This window comes from Pseudomonas sp. SYWMCR5, from assembly GCF_057197165.1.
In genome coordinates this window covers 983,197-996,859 of record NZ_JBXUNH010000002.1, presented here as the reverse complement: position 1 = coordinate 996,859, position 13,663 = coordinate 983,197, and the positions used below count along the sequence as shown (strand labels likewise).

14 protein-coding genes are annotated in these 13,663 nt (G+C 65.4%); 10 read left to right on the top strand and 4 right to left on the bottom strand.

The features are described from left to right. Positions 1–106 precede the first annotated feature (106 nt). The gene (locus AC2CGW_RS10280; RefSeq protein ID WP_054892743.1) at positions 107–1,012 is read left to right on the top strand and encodes a LysR family transcriptional regulator; all 906 of its coding nucleotides are present in this window, start codon (positions 107–109) and stop codon (positions 1,010–1,012) included. A 64-nt stretch (positions 1,013–1,076) separates the two neighbouring features. Here AC2CGW_RS10280 and AC2CGW_RS10275 read toward each other — a convergent pair whose 3' ends face one another. Together AC2CGW_RS10275 and AC2CGW_RS10270 are read right to left on the bottom strand one after the other, a co-directional pair. Beyond that, positions 1,077–1,493, bottom strand: coding sequence for a RidA family protein (locus tag AC2CGW_RS10275; RefSeq protein ID WP_063544388.1), 417 nt, complete (start codon positions 1,491–1,493; stop codon positions 1,077–1,079). Next, positions 1,493–2,812, bottom strand: a complete 1,320-nt coding sequence (locus tag AC2CGW_RS10270; RefSeq protein ID WP_186711117.1) for a flavin-containing monooxygenase — start codon at positions 2,810–2,812, stop codon at positions 1,493–1,495. Before AC2CGW_RS10270 ends, AC2CGW_RS10275 begins: the two co-directional genes overlap by 1 nt. Positions 2,813–3,093: 281 nt before the next feature. Between AC2CGW_RS10270 and AC2CGW_RS10265 the strand changes: the two genes are divergently transcribed. After that, the gene (locus AC2CGW_RS10265; RefSeq protein WP_186711116.1) at positions 3,094–3,771 is read left to right on the top strand and encodes a DUF1028 domain-containing protein; all 678 of its coding nucleotides are present in this window, start codon (positions 3,094–3,096) and stop codon (positions 3,769–3,771) included. Further along, entirely contained in the window at positions 3,764–4,924 is a 1,161-nt protein-coding gene (gene argE / locus AC2CGW_RS10260; RefSeq protein ID WP_186669689.1) for an acetylornithine deacetylase, read from the top strand. Before AC2CGW_RS10265 ends, argE begins: the two co-directional genes overlap by 8 nt. Positions 4,925–5,247: 323 nt before the next feature. Here the strand turns inward: argE and AC2CGW_RS10255 are convergent, their stop codons facing one another. After that, the gene (locus AC2CGW_RS10255; RefSeq protein ID WP_186722104.1) at positions 5,248–6,159 is read right to left on the bottom strand and encodes a LysR family transcriptional regulator; all 912 of its coding nucleotides are present in this window, start codon (positions 6,157–6,159) and stop codon (positions 5,248–5,250) included. Positions 6,160–6,280: 121 nt separating this feature from the next. Here AC2CGW_RS10255 and AC2CGW_RS10250 point away from each other — a divergent pair, with 121 nt between their 5' ends. The 7 genes from AC2CGW_RS10250 to AC2CGW_RS10220 all read left to right on the top strand — a co-directional run bounded on the left by AC2CGW_RS10250 (position 6,281) and on the right by AC2CGW_RS10220 (position 12,096). Continuing rightward, positions 6,281–6,979, top strand: coding sequence for a CoA transferase subunit A (locus AC2CGW_RS10250; RefSeq protein ID WP_054893208.1), 699 nt, complete (start codon positions 6,281–6,283; stop codon positions 6,977–6,979). 34 nt (positions 6,980–7,013) lie between these two features. Beyond that, positions 7,014–7,670 (top strand): CoA transferase subunit B, encoded by a 657-nt coding sequence (locus AC2CGW_RS10245; protein ID WP_054893209.1) that lies wholly within the window; start codon positions 7,014–7,016, stop codon positions 7,668–7,670. A gap of 189 nt (positions 7,671–7,859) precedes the next feature. Beyond that, the gene (locus AC2CGW_RS10240) at positions 7,860–9,278 is read left to right on the top strand and encodes a short-chain fatty acid transporter (RefSeq protein WP_054893210.1); all 1,419 of its coding nucleotides are present in this window, start codon (positions 7,860–7,862) and stop codon (positions 9,276–9,278) included. 181 nt (positions 9,279–9,459) lie between these two features. After that, positions 9,460–9,681 carry an MbtH family protein gene (locus AC2CGW_RS10235; protein WP_054893211.1) on the top strand — a complete coding sequence of 74 codons (222 nt, stop codon included), beginning with the start codon at positions 9,460–9,462 and terminating at the stop codon, positions 9,679–9,681. Between the two features lie 3 nt (positions 9,682–9,684). Continuing rightward, on the top strand, positions 9,685–10,404 hold the full coding sequence (locus AC2CGW_RS10230; RefSeq protein ID WP_484573994.1) for a thioesterase II family protein: 720 nt from the start codon (positions 9,685–9,687) through the stop codon (positions 10,402–10,404). A 61-nt stretch (positions 10,405–10,465) separates the two neighbouring features. Then, entirely contained in the window at positions 10,466–11,017 is a 552-nt protein-coding gene (locus AC2CGW_RS10225) for a hydrolase (protein WP_186669687.1), read from the top strand. A gap of 26 nt (positions 11,018–11,043) precedes the next feature. After that, positions 11,044–12,096: a DUF1615 domain-containing protein gene (locus AC2CGW_RS10220; protein WP_484573993.1), complete on the top strand. Its 1,053-nt coding sequence runs from the start codon at positions 11,044–11,046 to the stop codon at positions 12,094–12,096. 42 nt (positions 12,097–12,138) lie between these two features. On the opposite strand, the gene AC2CGW_RS10215 is transcribed toward AC2CGW_RS10220, so the two are convergent. After that, on the bottom strand, positions 12,139–13,365 hold the full coding sequence (locus AC2CGW_RS10215) for an MFS transporter (protein WP_186711112.1): 1,227 nt from the start codon (positions 13,363–13,365) through the stop codon (positions 12,139–12,141). Positions 13,366–13,663 lie beyond the last annotated feature (298 nt).

Below are 13,663 nucleotides of genomic sequence, written 5' to 3'. Positions count from 1 at the left end.
CAGCCCCCAGGCAAATCCTAGGCTGCACTGGCCGCACGCATGCCAGCCACTAAGGTAAGGTGAGAGGAAAATTCCGCGCGCCGCCCACGGCGCCCCAGAGGTGCCCATGGCTTCCTATACCTTGCGACAACTCAAGTACTTCGTCACCACCGTGGAGGCCGGCAGTGTTGCCGAGGCTTCGCGCCAGCTGTACATCGCCCAGCCGTCGATCTCCACCGCGATCAAGAGCCTGGAAGAGAGCTTCGGTGTGCAGTTGTTCATTCGTCACCACGCCCAGGGCGTGTCGCTGACCCCCAGTGGCAAGCGCTTCTACGCCAAGACCAAGGCGCTGCTGCAGATGTCCCACGAGTTCGAGCAGAACGCCCTGGCCGACAACGATACGGTGGCCGGGCAGATCGACATCGGCTGCTTCGAGACTGTCGCGCCGCTTTATCTGCCACGGCTGATCGCAGGTTTTCGCGAGCGTTATCCCGGTGTGGATATCCGCCTGCGCGACGGCGAGCAGCAGGAGCTGATCCAGGGGCTGACGGCGGGCACCTTCGACCTGGCGTTTCTCTACGACCACGATCTGGACGGCACCATCGAGGCCGAGCCGCTGATGCCGCCGCAGAAGCCCTATGTGCTGCTGCCCGAGAAGCACCGCTTCGCCAGCCAGGCCCAGGTTTCGCTGCGCGACCTTTGCCCGGAGCCGATGATCCTGCTCGATGTCGCGCCGAGCCGTACCTACTTCGTCAGCCTGTTCAACGAAATGGGGCTGACGCCGAACATTGTCTTCAGCTCGCCATCGATCGAGATGGTGCGGGGGATGGTAGGGCAGGGGTTCGGCTTTTCGCTGCTGGTGACCCGGCCGCACTCACCCTTCACTTACGATGGCAAGCGCCTGGTGACGCTGGATATCGCCGAGCCGGTGGCGCTGTCGGGGCTGGCGGCGGCGCACCTCAAGCGTGTGCAGTTGACCAAGCCTGCGCAGTTGTTCGTCGAGTTCTGTCGCGAAGAGTTGGCGAAGCTGTAAACGATTCGCGGCGGTTCGGTTGCCCGAACCGCCGCGAAAAGAACACTGCGGTGGCGATCAGTGCTTACTGCTCATCCGGCACCACCGCGATCACATCGATTTCCATCAACCACTCAGCCTGCGCCAGGCCCGCGACCACCAGCCCGGTGGAGATCGGGAACACGCCCTTGAGCCACTTGCCGACTTCGCGGTACACCGGCTCGCGGAAGCGTGGGTCGGTGATGTAGGTGGTGGTCTTGACGATATGCGACAGGTCGGAACCGGCCTCTTCAAGCAGTTGCTTGACATTTTTCATCGCCTGCTCGGCCTGTGCCTGCGGGTCGCCCAGACCGACCAGCCGGCCTTCGAAATCGGTGCCGACCTGGCCGCGTACATAGATGGTGTTGCCGGCGCGCACGGCCTGGCAGAGGTCGTTGTCCAAGGTCTGGTTGGGGTAGGTGGCCTTGGTGTTGAACATGCGGATGCGGGTATGGGTAGGCATCAGTGGGCTCCGAGGGTGCTGACGTTGCTGATCGAGGTGTGTAGCTGTTGATCCGCGTCGCGCTGGTCACGGTCGCGGTAGGCCAGGTAGGTGCGCTGGGTGGCGATATGGCCGGCGACGTGCTTGGCGTCGTGCCAGACGCCCCAGATGAACGACGAGCCGCGGCGCGACAGCCAGGGCAGGCCGAGGAAGTACACCCCCGGCTCGCGGGCCACGCCGCGCTGGTGCTGGGGTTTGCCATTGGCGTCGAAGGTGTCGACCTGCAGCCAGCTGAAGTCCACACCGTAGCCGGTGGCCCAGATGATGCTGGTGACGCCGGCCTTGGCCAGGTCCAGTTCCAGCAGCGGGTTGCTGACGCAGTCCGGGTCGGCCAGGCGTTGGCGCGCTTCGGGCTCTTCTGGCAGGTCCAGGCCGTTGCGCTCGATGTAGGCATCGGCGGCATCGAGCAGGGCCAGGTAGTTCTCGTCACCGCGGTTGATGTTGTCGGCGAGGTTGTCCTGGAAGCGCACCACGCCGTCTTCGAACGACTGGGTCAGGCCGACCAGGGTCATGCCTTGGTGGGCGAGGGCGCGGAAGTCCACGGTATGGCCGCCACGGGCACCGCTGACGGCAATGGTCACGTGCTCGCGGCCGGGCTTGGCGATTTCCGCGTCCCACTCACCCAGCACGCCCAGCCACCAGCAGAAGTCGCGGTTGCGGTAGGCACGTGGCGGGCGGTCGTGGGCGCCTACCGAGAGGTAGACCTGGCGCCCGGCGCGCATCAGCTCTTCGGCGATCTGCACCCCGGAAGACCCGGCGCCGACCACCAGCACCGCGCCTTCAGGCAACTGCTGCGGGTTGTAGTAGGCGGCGGAGTGGATCTGGTGCAGGCGCTCGTCCTTTGGCGCAATGGCCGGGATCACCGGTTTCTGGAACGGGCCGGTGGCAGCGACCACGCGGTTGGCACGGATCACGCCTTCATTGGTTTCGATGGTGAAGCCTGGACGGTCGCCGTTGCGCACCACGCGCTTGACCTCGATGCCGGTACGCACCGGCAGGTTGTACTTGCGCACGTAGCGTTCGAAGTAGTCGGCGACCTGGTCCTTGCCGGCGAAGGCATCGGCGTCGAGGTCGAATTCAAGGCCGGGGAAGCGGTCGTGCCAGACCGGCCCGTTGGCCACCAGCGAGTCCCAGCGCCCGGTACGCCAGGCCTCGGCGATGCGGTTGCGTTCCAGCACCAGGTGCGGCACGCCGAGTTTGCTCAGGTGTTCGCTCATGGCCACGCCGGCCTGGCCGGCGCCGACCACGAGGGTGTCGATTTCGAGATTGTTCAGTGTCATGTCCGAGCCCTTGTTCAGGCGGTTTTTGTCAGGTCGGTTGTGGAGGACCGCCGTTGCCTGGGGCCAGACTAGGGATGCACGGAATTTCGCGAAAATAGTATTTAGCTGGGGCTTGCCGATAAATTGGCGAAGGGTGGCAGCGCTGCAGCGAGCAGCCCGGCAGATTTGCCCGGCAAACCTGCGGTGCCCAGTTTTTTCCTCGCCAATGCCAAGCAAAATGCTCGTTTCGCCGCCGCCAGGGCTTGCCGAGAATGCCGGTAAACCCAGAAAGGAGCTGCACCATGACCTTCTCCATCATCGGCCGCTGCCAGGAAACCGGCCAGGTCGGCATCGCCATCAGCTCGTCCAGCATCGCCGTCGGTGCCCGCTGCCCATGGGTGCGCGCCGGGGTCGGGGCGGTGGCGACGCAGAACATCACCTTGCCGGCCCTCGGCCCACAGATCCTCGACGCCCTCGAGCAGGGCCAGTTGCCGCCTGCCGCAGCGCTGGACCGGGTGCTCAGCGCCAACGGCTGGAGCGAGTACCGCCAGGTGACGGTGATCGACAGCCACGGCCAGGTCGCGCTGTTCACCGGCAAAGAAGCACTCGGCGTGCATAACGCGGTCGCCGGCGAGCAGTGTGCAGCCGCGGGCAACCTGCTGGCCTCGCCGCAGGTGATCGAGGCGATGGTGCACGCGTTCGAGCAGGCGGGCGGGCACCTGGCCGATCGCTTGCTGGCGGCGATGCACGCGGCCTTGGCTGCCGGTGGCGAGGCGGGCCCCGTGCACTCGGCAGCGTTGAAGATCGCCGGCGAGCTGACCTGGCCGCTGGTGGACCTGCGTGTGGACTGGGCCGAGCACGATCCGATCGGCGAACTCGACCGCCTGTGGCAGGCCTATCGCCCACAGATGCAGGATTACGTCACCCGTGCCCTGAATCCGACCACGGCCCCCAGCTACGGGGTACCGGGCGATGAGTGATCTCACCAGCCGCGCCGTGCTGGAGCGCCTGATCGGCTTTGCCACGGTCAGTCGCGACTCCAACCTCGAACTGATCGGTTTCATCCGCGATTACCTGGCGGGGCTGGGGGTCGAGAGCGAACTGTTCCTCAACGAGGAGGGCACCAAGGCCAACCTGTTCGCCACCATCGGCCCGACCGATCGTGGCGGCGTGGTGTTGTCCGGGCATACCGATGTGGTGCCGGTGGACGGCCAGGCCTGGAGTGTCGAGCCGTTTCGCCTGAGCGAGCGCGATGGGCGCCTGTATGGCCGTGGCACGGCCGACATGAAGGGCTTCATCGCCTCGGTACTGGCGGCGGTGCCGGCGTTCCTCGCCCAGCCGCTGACAACGCCGGTGCACCTGGCATTCTCCTATGACGAAGAGGTCGGCTGCCTCGGTGTACGCTCGATGCTGGAGGCGCTCGAACAGCGCCCGAACAAGCCGCGCCTGTGCCTGATCGGCGAACCCACCGAGCTCAAACCGGTGCTCGGGCACAAAGGCAAGTTGGCCATGCGCTGCCAGGTGCACGGCGCCGCGTGCCACTCGGCTTATGCACCCTATGGCGTCAATGCCATTGAGTATGCCGCGCAATTGATCGGCAAGCTGGGCGAGATCGGCGGCGAGCTGGCGCGTCCCGAGCACCATGACGCGCGCTTCGATCCACCGTTCTCTACCGTCCAGACCGGCGTGATCAAGGGCGGGCGGGCGTTGAACATCGTGCCTGAGGAATGCGAGTTCGACTTCGAGGTGCGTGCCTTGCCGGGCTTTGAAGCCAAGGTCGTGGCCGAGCGCTTGCAGGCCTACGCCGAAACCGACCTGCTGCCGCGCATGCGTGCCGTCAGTGATGCCAGCGATATCCGCCTCAAGCCACTCAGCGCCTACCCGGGGCTGGCAACGCCCGAAGACAGCGAAGCGGCGCGCCTGGTGGCGCTGCTCAGCGGTTCGGAAGATTTCGGCACCGTGGCCTTTGGCACCGAAGGCGGGTTGTTCGACCAGGCGGGGATCCCGACCGTGGTCTGCGGGCCGGGCAGCATGGACCAGGGGCACAAGCCGGACGAGTTTGTCAGCGTTGCGCAACTGCAGGGTTGTGATGCGATGTTGCTGCGGTTGCGTGATTATCTCGTTGGTAACTGATTGCTACGGGGAGGTGCTTGCCGCAAGTTTTTCAGCGCCTATGAGATCGAGCGCCGCCCGCGCGGCGCTTCGCGGGCAAGTCGGAGCGCCGAACCGCCGCCCCCACGTTTGTTTCGGGCCAGTTATGCCTGTGCCACAGGCGCGCGACCGCCTGGTGTGTACGACTAGATATCGCGCCGTGCGCCAAAGGGGGGCGCGCGAAAATGCCACAGGACCCATTGGCCCGAAACAAACTGTAGGAGCGGGCTTGCCCGCGAAGCGCCGCGCGGGCGGCGCTCGATCTCACCGGCGCTGAAAAACCTCAGGCAAGCACCTGTCAGCCCTCACGCAATCCCATGCGAACACACCTCCGGCGCACGCGTATGTGACAGCAACACATCCAGCAACGCCTGCGCCGCAGTGGACAACTTGTGGTCGCTCAGGGCGATGACGCCGATGCGCCGCTCGACGGTGGGCTCGACCAAGGGCACGCAACGCGCACCCAATTCCTGCATCTGGTTGATGCACAGCGCCGGTACGGCACTGACGCCCAAGCCGTTGGCGACCATGCGCCCGACCGTGGACAACTGATGGCTTTCGAACGCCACCGCCAGCCGACCATGCTCGGCGGCCAGGTGTTGCTCCAGCAGCAGGCGCACCGCCGACGGGCGTTGCAGGGCGATGAAGTCCTGGGTCAGCAGTTCGCGCCAGCTCACCTGGGGCTGCTGCGCCAGGGGTGAATCGCCAGGCACTACCGCGACGAAACGGTCCAGGTACAACGGGTGGAACTGTAGGGCATCACTGCGCTCGGGTTCGAAGCCTATGCCCAGTTCGACGCGGCGGTGGCGAACCAGCTCCAGCACCTGCTCGTTGATCACGTCGTGCACGGTGACGTTGACCTTGGGGTAGCGCTGGCGAAACACCTTCAGTGACTGCGGCAGCAGGTTCCCGGCAAAGGCCGGCATCGCCGCCACCGACACCCGTCCCAGTTGCAGGGTAAAGCGCTGGCGCAGCATTTCCTCGGTATCGTCCCAGTCGGCCAGCAGGCGCCGGGCCAGTGGCAGCAGCACTTCGCCCTCGGCGGTGAGGCTGACGCTGCGGGTGGTGCGGGTGAGCAGGGCGCCGCCGAGGTTGTCCTCCAGCGCCTTGATGGTCAGGCTCAGTGCCGGTTGCGAAATGTGCAGGTGTTCGCCGGCCTGGGCGAAGCTCTGGTACTTGGCCACGGTGACGAAGGCGCGCAGTTGCTTGACGTTCATGACGGATCCGCTGGTTGTTTTGCAAAAGTTATCAATCGATGACGAAAACAAAATTAACAAATCAGTCGCCAGCGGTGAAGATGCCTTCCACACGCTCAAACAACTACAAAGGCGGATCAGCATGGCCGGACTGGACAAGCGCGTAGCAACCTATGAACAGGCTCTCGAAGGCCTGACCGACGACATGACGGTACTGGCCGGCGGCTTCGGCCTGTGTGGCATCCCCGAGAACCTGATCGCCGAGATCAAGCGCCGCGGAGTCAAGGGCCTGACGGTAGTTTCCAACAACTGCGGCGTCGACGGCTTCGGCCTGGGCGTGCTGCTCGAAGACCGGCAGATCCGCAAGATGGTTGCCTCTTATGTCGGCGAGAACGCCGAGTTCGAGCGCCAGCTGCTCAGCGGCGAGCTGGAAGTGGAGCTCACCCCCCAGGGCACCCTGGCCGAGAAGATGCGCGCCGGCGGCGCCGGTATCCCGGCTTTCTACACCGCCACGGGCTACGGCACCCCGGTCGCCGAAGGCAAAGAGGTACGCGAGTTCAACGGTCGCAAGTACATCCTCGAAGAGTCCATCACTGGCGACTTCGCCATCGTCAAGGGCTGGAAGGCCGACCACTACGGCAACGTGGTGTACCGCAACACCGCCCAGAACTTCAATCCGCTGGCCGCTACCGCCGGCAAGATCACCGTGGTCGAGGTCGAGGAAATCGTCGAGCCGGGCGTACTGCTGCCCAGCGAGATCCACACGCCGGGGATCTTCGTCGACCGGGTCATCGTCGGCACCTTCGAGAAGCGCATCGAGAAGCGCACCGTCAAGGCCTGAGCGCCGCCCACAGAACAACAAAGAGATCCTGACCATGGCACTGACCCGCGAACAGATGGCTCAACGCGTCGCCCGTGAACTGAAGGACGGCTACTACGTCAACCTCGGCATCGGCATCCCCACCCTGGTGGCCAACTACGTGCCCGCCGACATGGACGTGATGCTGCAGTCGGAAAACGGCCTGCTCGGTATGGGCGAGTTCCCCACCGAAAGCACCCTCGACCCCGACATGATCAACGCCGGCAAGCAAACCGTGACCGCCCGCCGTGGCGCGTCGATCTTCGATTCGGCGCAATCCTTCGCCATGATCCGTGGCGGCCATGTCGACCTCACCGTGCTGGGCGCCTTCGAGGTGGACGTGGAGGGCAACATCGCCTCCTGGATGATCCCCGGCAAGCTGGTCAAGGGCATGGGCGGGGCCATGGACCTGGTGGCCGGCGCCGAGAACATCATCGTCACCATGACCCACGCCTCCAAGGACGGTGAGTCCAAGCTCCTGCCACGCTGCAGCCTGCCGCTGACGGGCGCCGGCTGCATCCGCAAGGTGCTCACCGACCTTGCCTACCTCGAGATCGAGAACGGCGCCTTCATCCTGCGCGAGACCGCGCCTGGGGTGAGCGTCCAGGAGATCGTCGAGAAAACCGCCGGCAAGCTGATCGTGCCGGACGATGTGAAAGAGATGACGTTCTAGCGCTACTGCTTTACCTCCCCCCTGTGAGGGCGGACTCGTTGTGGGAGCGGGCTTGCCCGCGTATACGTTGGTGAATGTACCGGCGCATTCGCGGGCAAGCCCGCTCCTACAACAAGCCCCGCGCCCACAGGGGTTTTGCGTTGATCGACAAGCAACATCCACCAATAAGACCAAAAAAGGAAAACACTCGTGGCCGCTGAAATCCAAGACAGCCGCTCCGCCCGCTTTGCCCTGCGCTGCTCCAACTGGGCCGAGCGCTGGTTCCCCGACTCCTGGGTGTTCGCCGCCCTGGCCGTGATGCTGGTGTGCCTGGGGGCCCTGGCGATGGGCGCCAAGCCCACCGACACCGCCAAGGCCTTTGGTGACGGCTTCTGGAGCCTGATCCCGTTCACCATGCAGATGGCCTTCGTGGTCATTGGCGGCTATGTGGTCGCCAGCTCCCCGCCCGCTGCACGCCTGATCGACCGCCTCGCGCGCCTGCCCAAGAACGGCCGCTCGGCGGTGTGCTGGGTGGCGCTGATCTCGATGCTCGCCTCCTTGCTCAACTGGGGCCTGTCGCTGGTGTTCGGCGGCCTGCTGGTGCGTGCCCTGGCCCGTCGCACAGACCTGAAGATGGACTACCGCGCCGCCGGTGCCGCCGCCTACCTGGGCCTGGGCGCGGTATGGGCGCTGGGCCTGTCGTCCTCGGCCGCACAGTTGCAGGCCAACCCTGCCAGCCTGCCGCCGTCGATCCTGTCGATCACCGGCGTCATTCCGTTCACCGAGACCATTTTTCTCTGGCAGTCCGGGGTGATGCTGGCCGCGCTGGTGATCGTCTCGCTGGTCGTCGCCTATGCCACCGCGCCCGGTCCGAACAGTGCGCGCAGCGCCCAGGACTGCGGTGTCGATCCGACCTTCACCGCCCCACCTGCGCCGCAGCGCACCCGCCCCGGCGAGTGGCTGGAGCACAGCCCGATCCTGATCCTGCTGCTGGTGGCCCTGGCGGCCGGCTGGCTGTACCAGGAGTTCGCCACCAAGCCTGCGATCACCGCGATCTCCGGGCTGAACACCTACAACCTGCTGTTCATCATGCTGGGTGCCTTGCTCCACTGGCGTCCACGCAGCTTCCTCGACGCCGTGGCCCGTGCGGTGCCGACCACCACCGGCGTGTTGATCCAGTTCCCGCTGTACGGCTCGATCGCCGCCATCCTCACCCAGGTGAAGGGTGCCGACGCCCAGACCCTGGCGCACCACATCTCGGTGTTCTTCACCCAGATCGCCACCCATGACACCTACGCCTTGTTGATGGGCGTGTATTCGGCGGTGCTGGGCTTCTTCATTCCATCTGGCGGCGGCAAGTGGATCATCGAAGCGCCCTACGTGATGCTGGTGGCCAACGACTTGCAGTACCACCTGGGTTGGGCGGTGCAGATCTACAACGCCGCCGAAGCGCTGCCGAACCTGATCAACCCCTTCTACATGCTGCCGTTGCTGGGGGTACTGGGCTTGAAGGCACGGGACCTGATCGGCTTCTCCTTCGTGCAACTGCTGGTGCACGTGCCCCTGGTGCTGGTGCTGCTCTGGGCGCTGGGCACCACCTTGCAGTACGTGCCGCCGGTAATGCCGTAGCAGCATCACCGCGCAATACCGCGCTGCGGGCCGCAATGGCCCGCAAGCGCTGTCCGCCGCTCGACGCCCTTGCAGGTCGAGCCGTGAAAAAAGCGTAATTTTCCCCCGTCTTCCTTCGTTTTCCTGAGAGCTGCCCTGCGTCCAGACGGACCGGGCCATCATCACCCCAAGGAGACAGGCAATGACTTCCGTTTTCGACCGCGACGACATCGTGTTCCAGGTAGTGATCAATCACGAGGAACAGTACTCGATCTGGCCCGACTACAAGGCGATCCCCAACGGCTGGCGCGCCGCAGGCAAGAGCGGTCTGAAGAAAGACTGCCTGGCCTACATCGATGAAGTGTGGACCGACATGCGCCCCCTGAGCCTGCGCCAGAAGATGGCCGAAGCTGCGGTGCAGTAAGGCGTGACGGCACTCAACCTGCTATGCCTGCCTTACTCGGGCGCCAGTGCCATGATCTACAGCCGCTGGCGGCGCAAGCTGCCGGCCTGGTTGCAGGTGCGCCCGGTGGAATTGCCCGGGCGCGGCGCTCGCCTGGGCGAGCCCCTGCAAACCGACATGCAGGCACTGGCCCGGCAACTGGCCAGCGAGCAGCGCCTGGCGGCGAGCACGCCCTATGCGCTGCTCGGCCATAGCCTGGGGGCGCTGCTCGCCTTCGAGCTGGCCCACGAGCTGCAAGCCCTGGGTTGCAAGGCGCCGGTCGCACTGTTTGCCTGCGGCACGGCGGCACCGACCCGACGTGAGGACTACGACGGCAAGGGCTGGCGTGAACCCAAGACCAATGCCGAGCTGATCGACGAGTTGCGCCAGTTGCAAGGGACCCCCGAGGAGGTGCTGGCCAACGAGGAACTCATGGGCCTGACCTTGCCGATTCTGCGTGCCGATTTCCTCATGTGCGGCCGCTACGACTATCGCCAGCGTGCGCCGTTGCACTGCCCGCTGCATGTCCTGGGCGGCGAGGCCGACCGTGCCAGCGAAGAGCAACTGCTGGCCTGGCGTCGCGAAAGCCTTGGCGATTTCTCCCTGGAGGTCTTCCCCGGTGGGCACTTCTTCATCCACGAGCACGAAGACCGGGTGCTGAGCCTGCTGGCCGCCTCTCTGGAACCTCATCGACTTTCGGCATGATTGACGTAGGCCTTTGCCTGGGGGAGGCTGGGGGCTTTCCCACAGGACAAGGGTTGTCCCCATGCTGATCGATCCCCGCCAGGCCACGCTGCTGGTCGTCGATATCCAGGAGCGCCTCATTGGCGCCATGAGCGATCCCGAGGGCACCCGCGCGCGGGCCCGCGGGCTGCTGGCCGCCACCGCCGAACTCGAACTGCCCACGGTGATTTCCGAGCAGTACCCCAAGGGCCTGGGCCCGACCCTGGCCGAACTCAAGGCCGCGGCGGCAGGGGCCGAAATCGTCGAGAAACTGCACTTTTCCTGCGTGGCTGCCGAGTGCCTGCCGGCCAGTCTGCTGGCGCGTGAGCAGGTGATCGTCTGTGGCATGGAAACCCACGTCTGCGTGCTGCAGACCGTGCTTGGCCTGCTGGGCCTGGGCAAGCAGGTGTTCGTGGTCGAGGACGTCTGTGACAGCCGCACCCCGGCAAGCAAGGCGGCAGGCCTGGCGCGTATGCGCGACGCCGGGGCGCAGATCGTGACCCGCGAGATGGTGCTGTTCGAATTGCTGGGCAGTGCCAGCCACCCGTTGTTCCGCCATATCAGCAAGACCTACATCGTCGGTGACCTGTCCTGAACCTGCGGCTGCTGGGCGCTGGGCTGATGCTGCTGGCCCTGCTGCAAGGCTGTGCCGGGCGCCGCGAGGAAGCGCCTGAAGTCGACCCTGCCCAGGTCCGCGCCCAGCTCATGCGCCTGCTGCCTGCCTCGGTCAAGGACCGCCAGGGCTGGGCCGAGGACATCCAGGTCGCGTTCACCGCCCAGCGCATCGCGCCCAGCCGCAGCAACCTGTGTGCGGTGCTGGCGGTGACCGAGCAGGAGTCCACCTTCACCGCCGACCCCCAGGTGCCCAACCTGGGCCGTATCGCCCGCGAGGAAATCGACCGCCGCGCCGCGCGTCTGCACATCCCCAGGCTGCTGGTCGATGGCGCCCTGGCCACCCCTTCGGCCAACGGCCAGAGCTACCAGCAGCACCTGCTGGCGGTGCGCAGCGAGCGGCAACTCAGTGCGCTGTTCGACGATTTCATCGCCGGCCTGCCGCTGGGCGACAAGCTGCTCGGCGGGCTCAACCCGGTGCGTACCGGCGGGCCGATGCAGGTCAGCATCGACTTTGCCGAACGCCATGCCAAGGACTACCCCTACCAGCGCCAGGGCACGATTCGCCAGGAGGTCTTCAGCCGTCGCGGCGGCCTTTACTTCGGCATCGCCCACTTGTTGGGGTATCCCGCCCACTATGAGCGGCCGCTGTACCGCTTCGCCGATTTCAACGCAGGCTGGTACGCCAGCCGCAACGCGGCTTTCCAGGCAGCGCTGAACAGTGTGACGGGGGCGGAATTGGCGTTGGACGGCGACCTGATCGCACCGGGCTCGATCCTGCCAGGCACCACCGAGCGCGCGGCGCGCAGCCTTGGGGTGAAGCTTGGGCTGCGCAATCCACAGATTCGCAGTCAGTTGGAATTGGAGAACAGCCTGGCGCTCGATGACAGCGCCTTGTACCGCGGCGTATTCGCACTCGCCGATGCCAAGGCGGGCAAGCCACTGCCACGTGCGGTGCTGCCAGGGATCGTGCTCAAGAGCCCGAAGATCACCCGCAAGCTGACCACGGCGTGGTTTGCGGGGAGGGTGGATGAGCGCTACCAGCGCTGCATGGCGCGCTGATCGACGCAAGGTACAGGGGCCGCCAGGCGGCCCCTGCAGAGGTCAGGCAGGCTGGGCCGCCAGGCTGTTGCTGACATTACGCCCCAGCACCAGCACGGTGACGAATCCGCAGCCGACCAACGCCGTGGCCAGGCTCAGCAGCACCGAGCTGCCCATCTGGTCGACGATCCGCCCGCCGAAGAACGAGCCCAGTGCAATGATCACCTGGAACATGGCCACGAACAGCGGCATGCCGCGTTCGACATCCTTGGGCGCGACCACGAACATCCAGATGCTGGCACAGGCCGGGAAGGCACCGAAGGCAAAGCCCCACAGCGCGATCAGCATCACCGCCCCGGTCATGCCGGTGGCGAAGTAGGGGAACAGCGCGGTGCTGACGCCGATCAGCAAGGCCACCAGCAGCAGGGTGTAGCGCACGCTGCGGTTGGCGGCGAAGCCGGCGAACAGGTTGCCGATGACGCCTGCTACACCGTAGAGCAGCAGCAGCGAGCCGATGGTTGCCCCATCGAAGCCGGAGCTTTGCTTGAAGAACGGTGCGACATAGGTGTACGCGGCAAAGTGCGCCAGGCCAATCAGCAACACCGCGATCAGGCCGACCCGCGCCAGCGGATTGATGAACAGCGCCGGCAGGTCACTGATGCGGATGGCCTTGTCCGGATTGAGCCGCGGCAGCAGGAAGACCTGCGCGAGCAGCACCGGCACACCCAGCAGGGCGGTCACCAGGAAGGTCATGCGCCAGCCCATCAGGCCGCTGAGCCAGGTGCCGACCGGCACCCCCAGCACCGTGGCCAGGGTGACCCCGACCATGATGATCGAGGTCGCCTGCGCCACGCCCACCCCCTTGGGCGCCAGGCGCCCGCTCAGGGCAATGGCCGTGGCCCAGAAGCCACCGATGCTGATACCCAGCAGCACGCGGCCGAATAGCAACAGGCTGAAATCGCTGGCATAGGCCACCACCGAGTTGGCGATGATCATGATCAGCGTCAGGCCGATCAGCAGGTAGCGGCGGTCCATGGCGCCGATGCCTACCGACAGCAGCGGGGCGGCGAGGGCGGCCATGATCCCGGGCAGGGTGACCATCAGGCCGGCCTGGCCGGCACTGATGCCCAGGTCGCTGGCCACATCGTTGAGCACGCCCACCGGCAGGAATTCACTGGTGACCAGGGCGAAGGCGCCCACGGCAACCGAGAGAATCGCCAGCCACTGCTGTTTGACGCTCTGTTGGTTATGTTCAAGAAGGCCATCGGGGGCCTGATTGACGCTTGGCATGGTACGGATTCCAAGTGTTGTCGCCTGGAGCAGGCGCAGGAGGCGGGAAAATAGGAGGGCGATTATAGGAGTCGGTTTTGCAAGGCCCATAGGCGGGCCGTTCGATAGTAATCATCAGTGTGATCGATGGAAGGCTCTAGCTTCTGGATTGCACCCAACCCAGGCGCAAGAGCGATCATGAAAATTACTAAGGTTGAATGCAAAAAAAATGAGTTTGCTTCATGAGCGCCTGATCTCGACAATTCCCCCACTCGGAACCGGACATCCGTATCGGCAGGCACCTTCGCTGCGCGAGGCG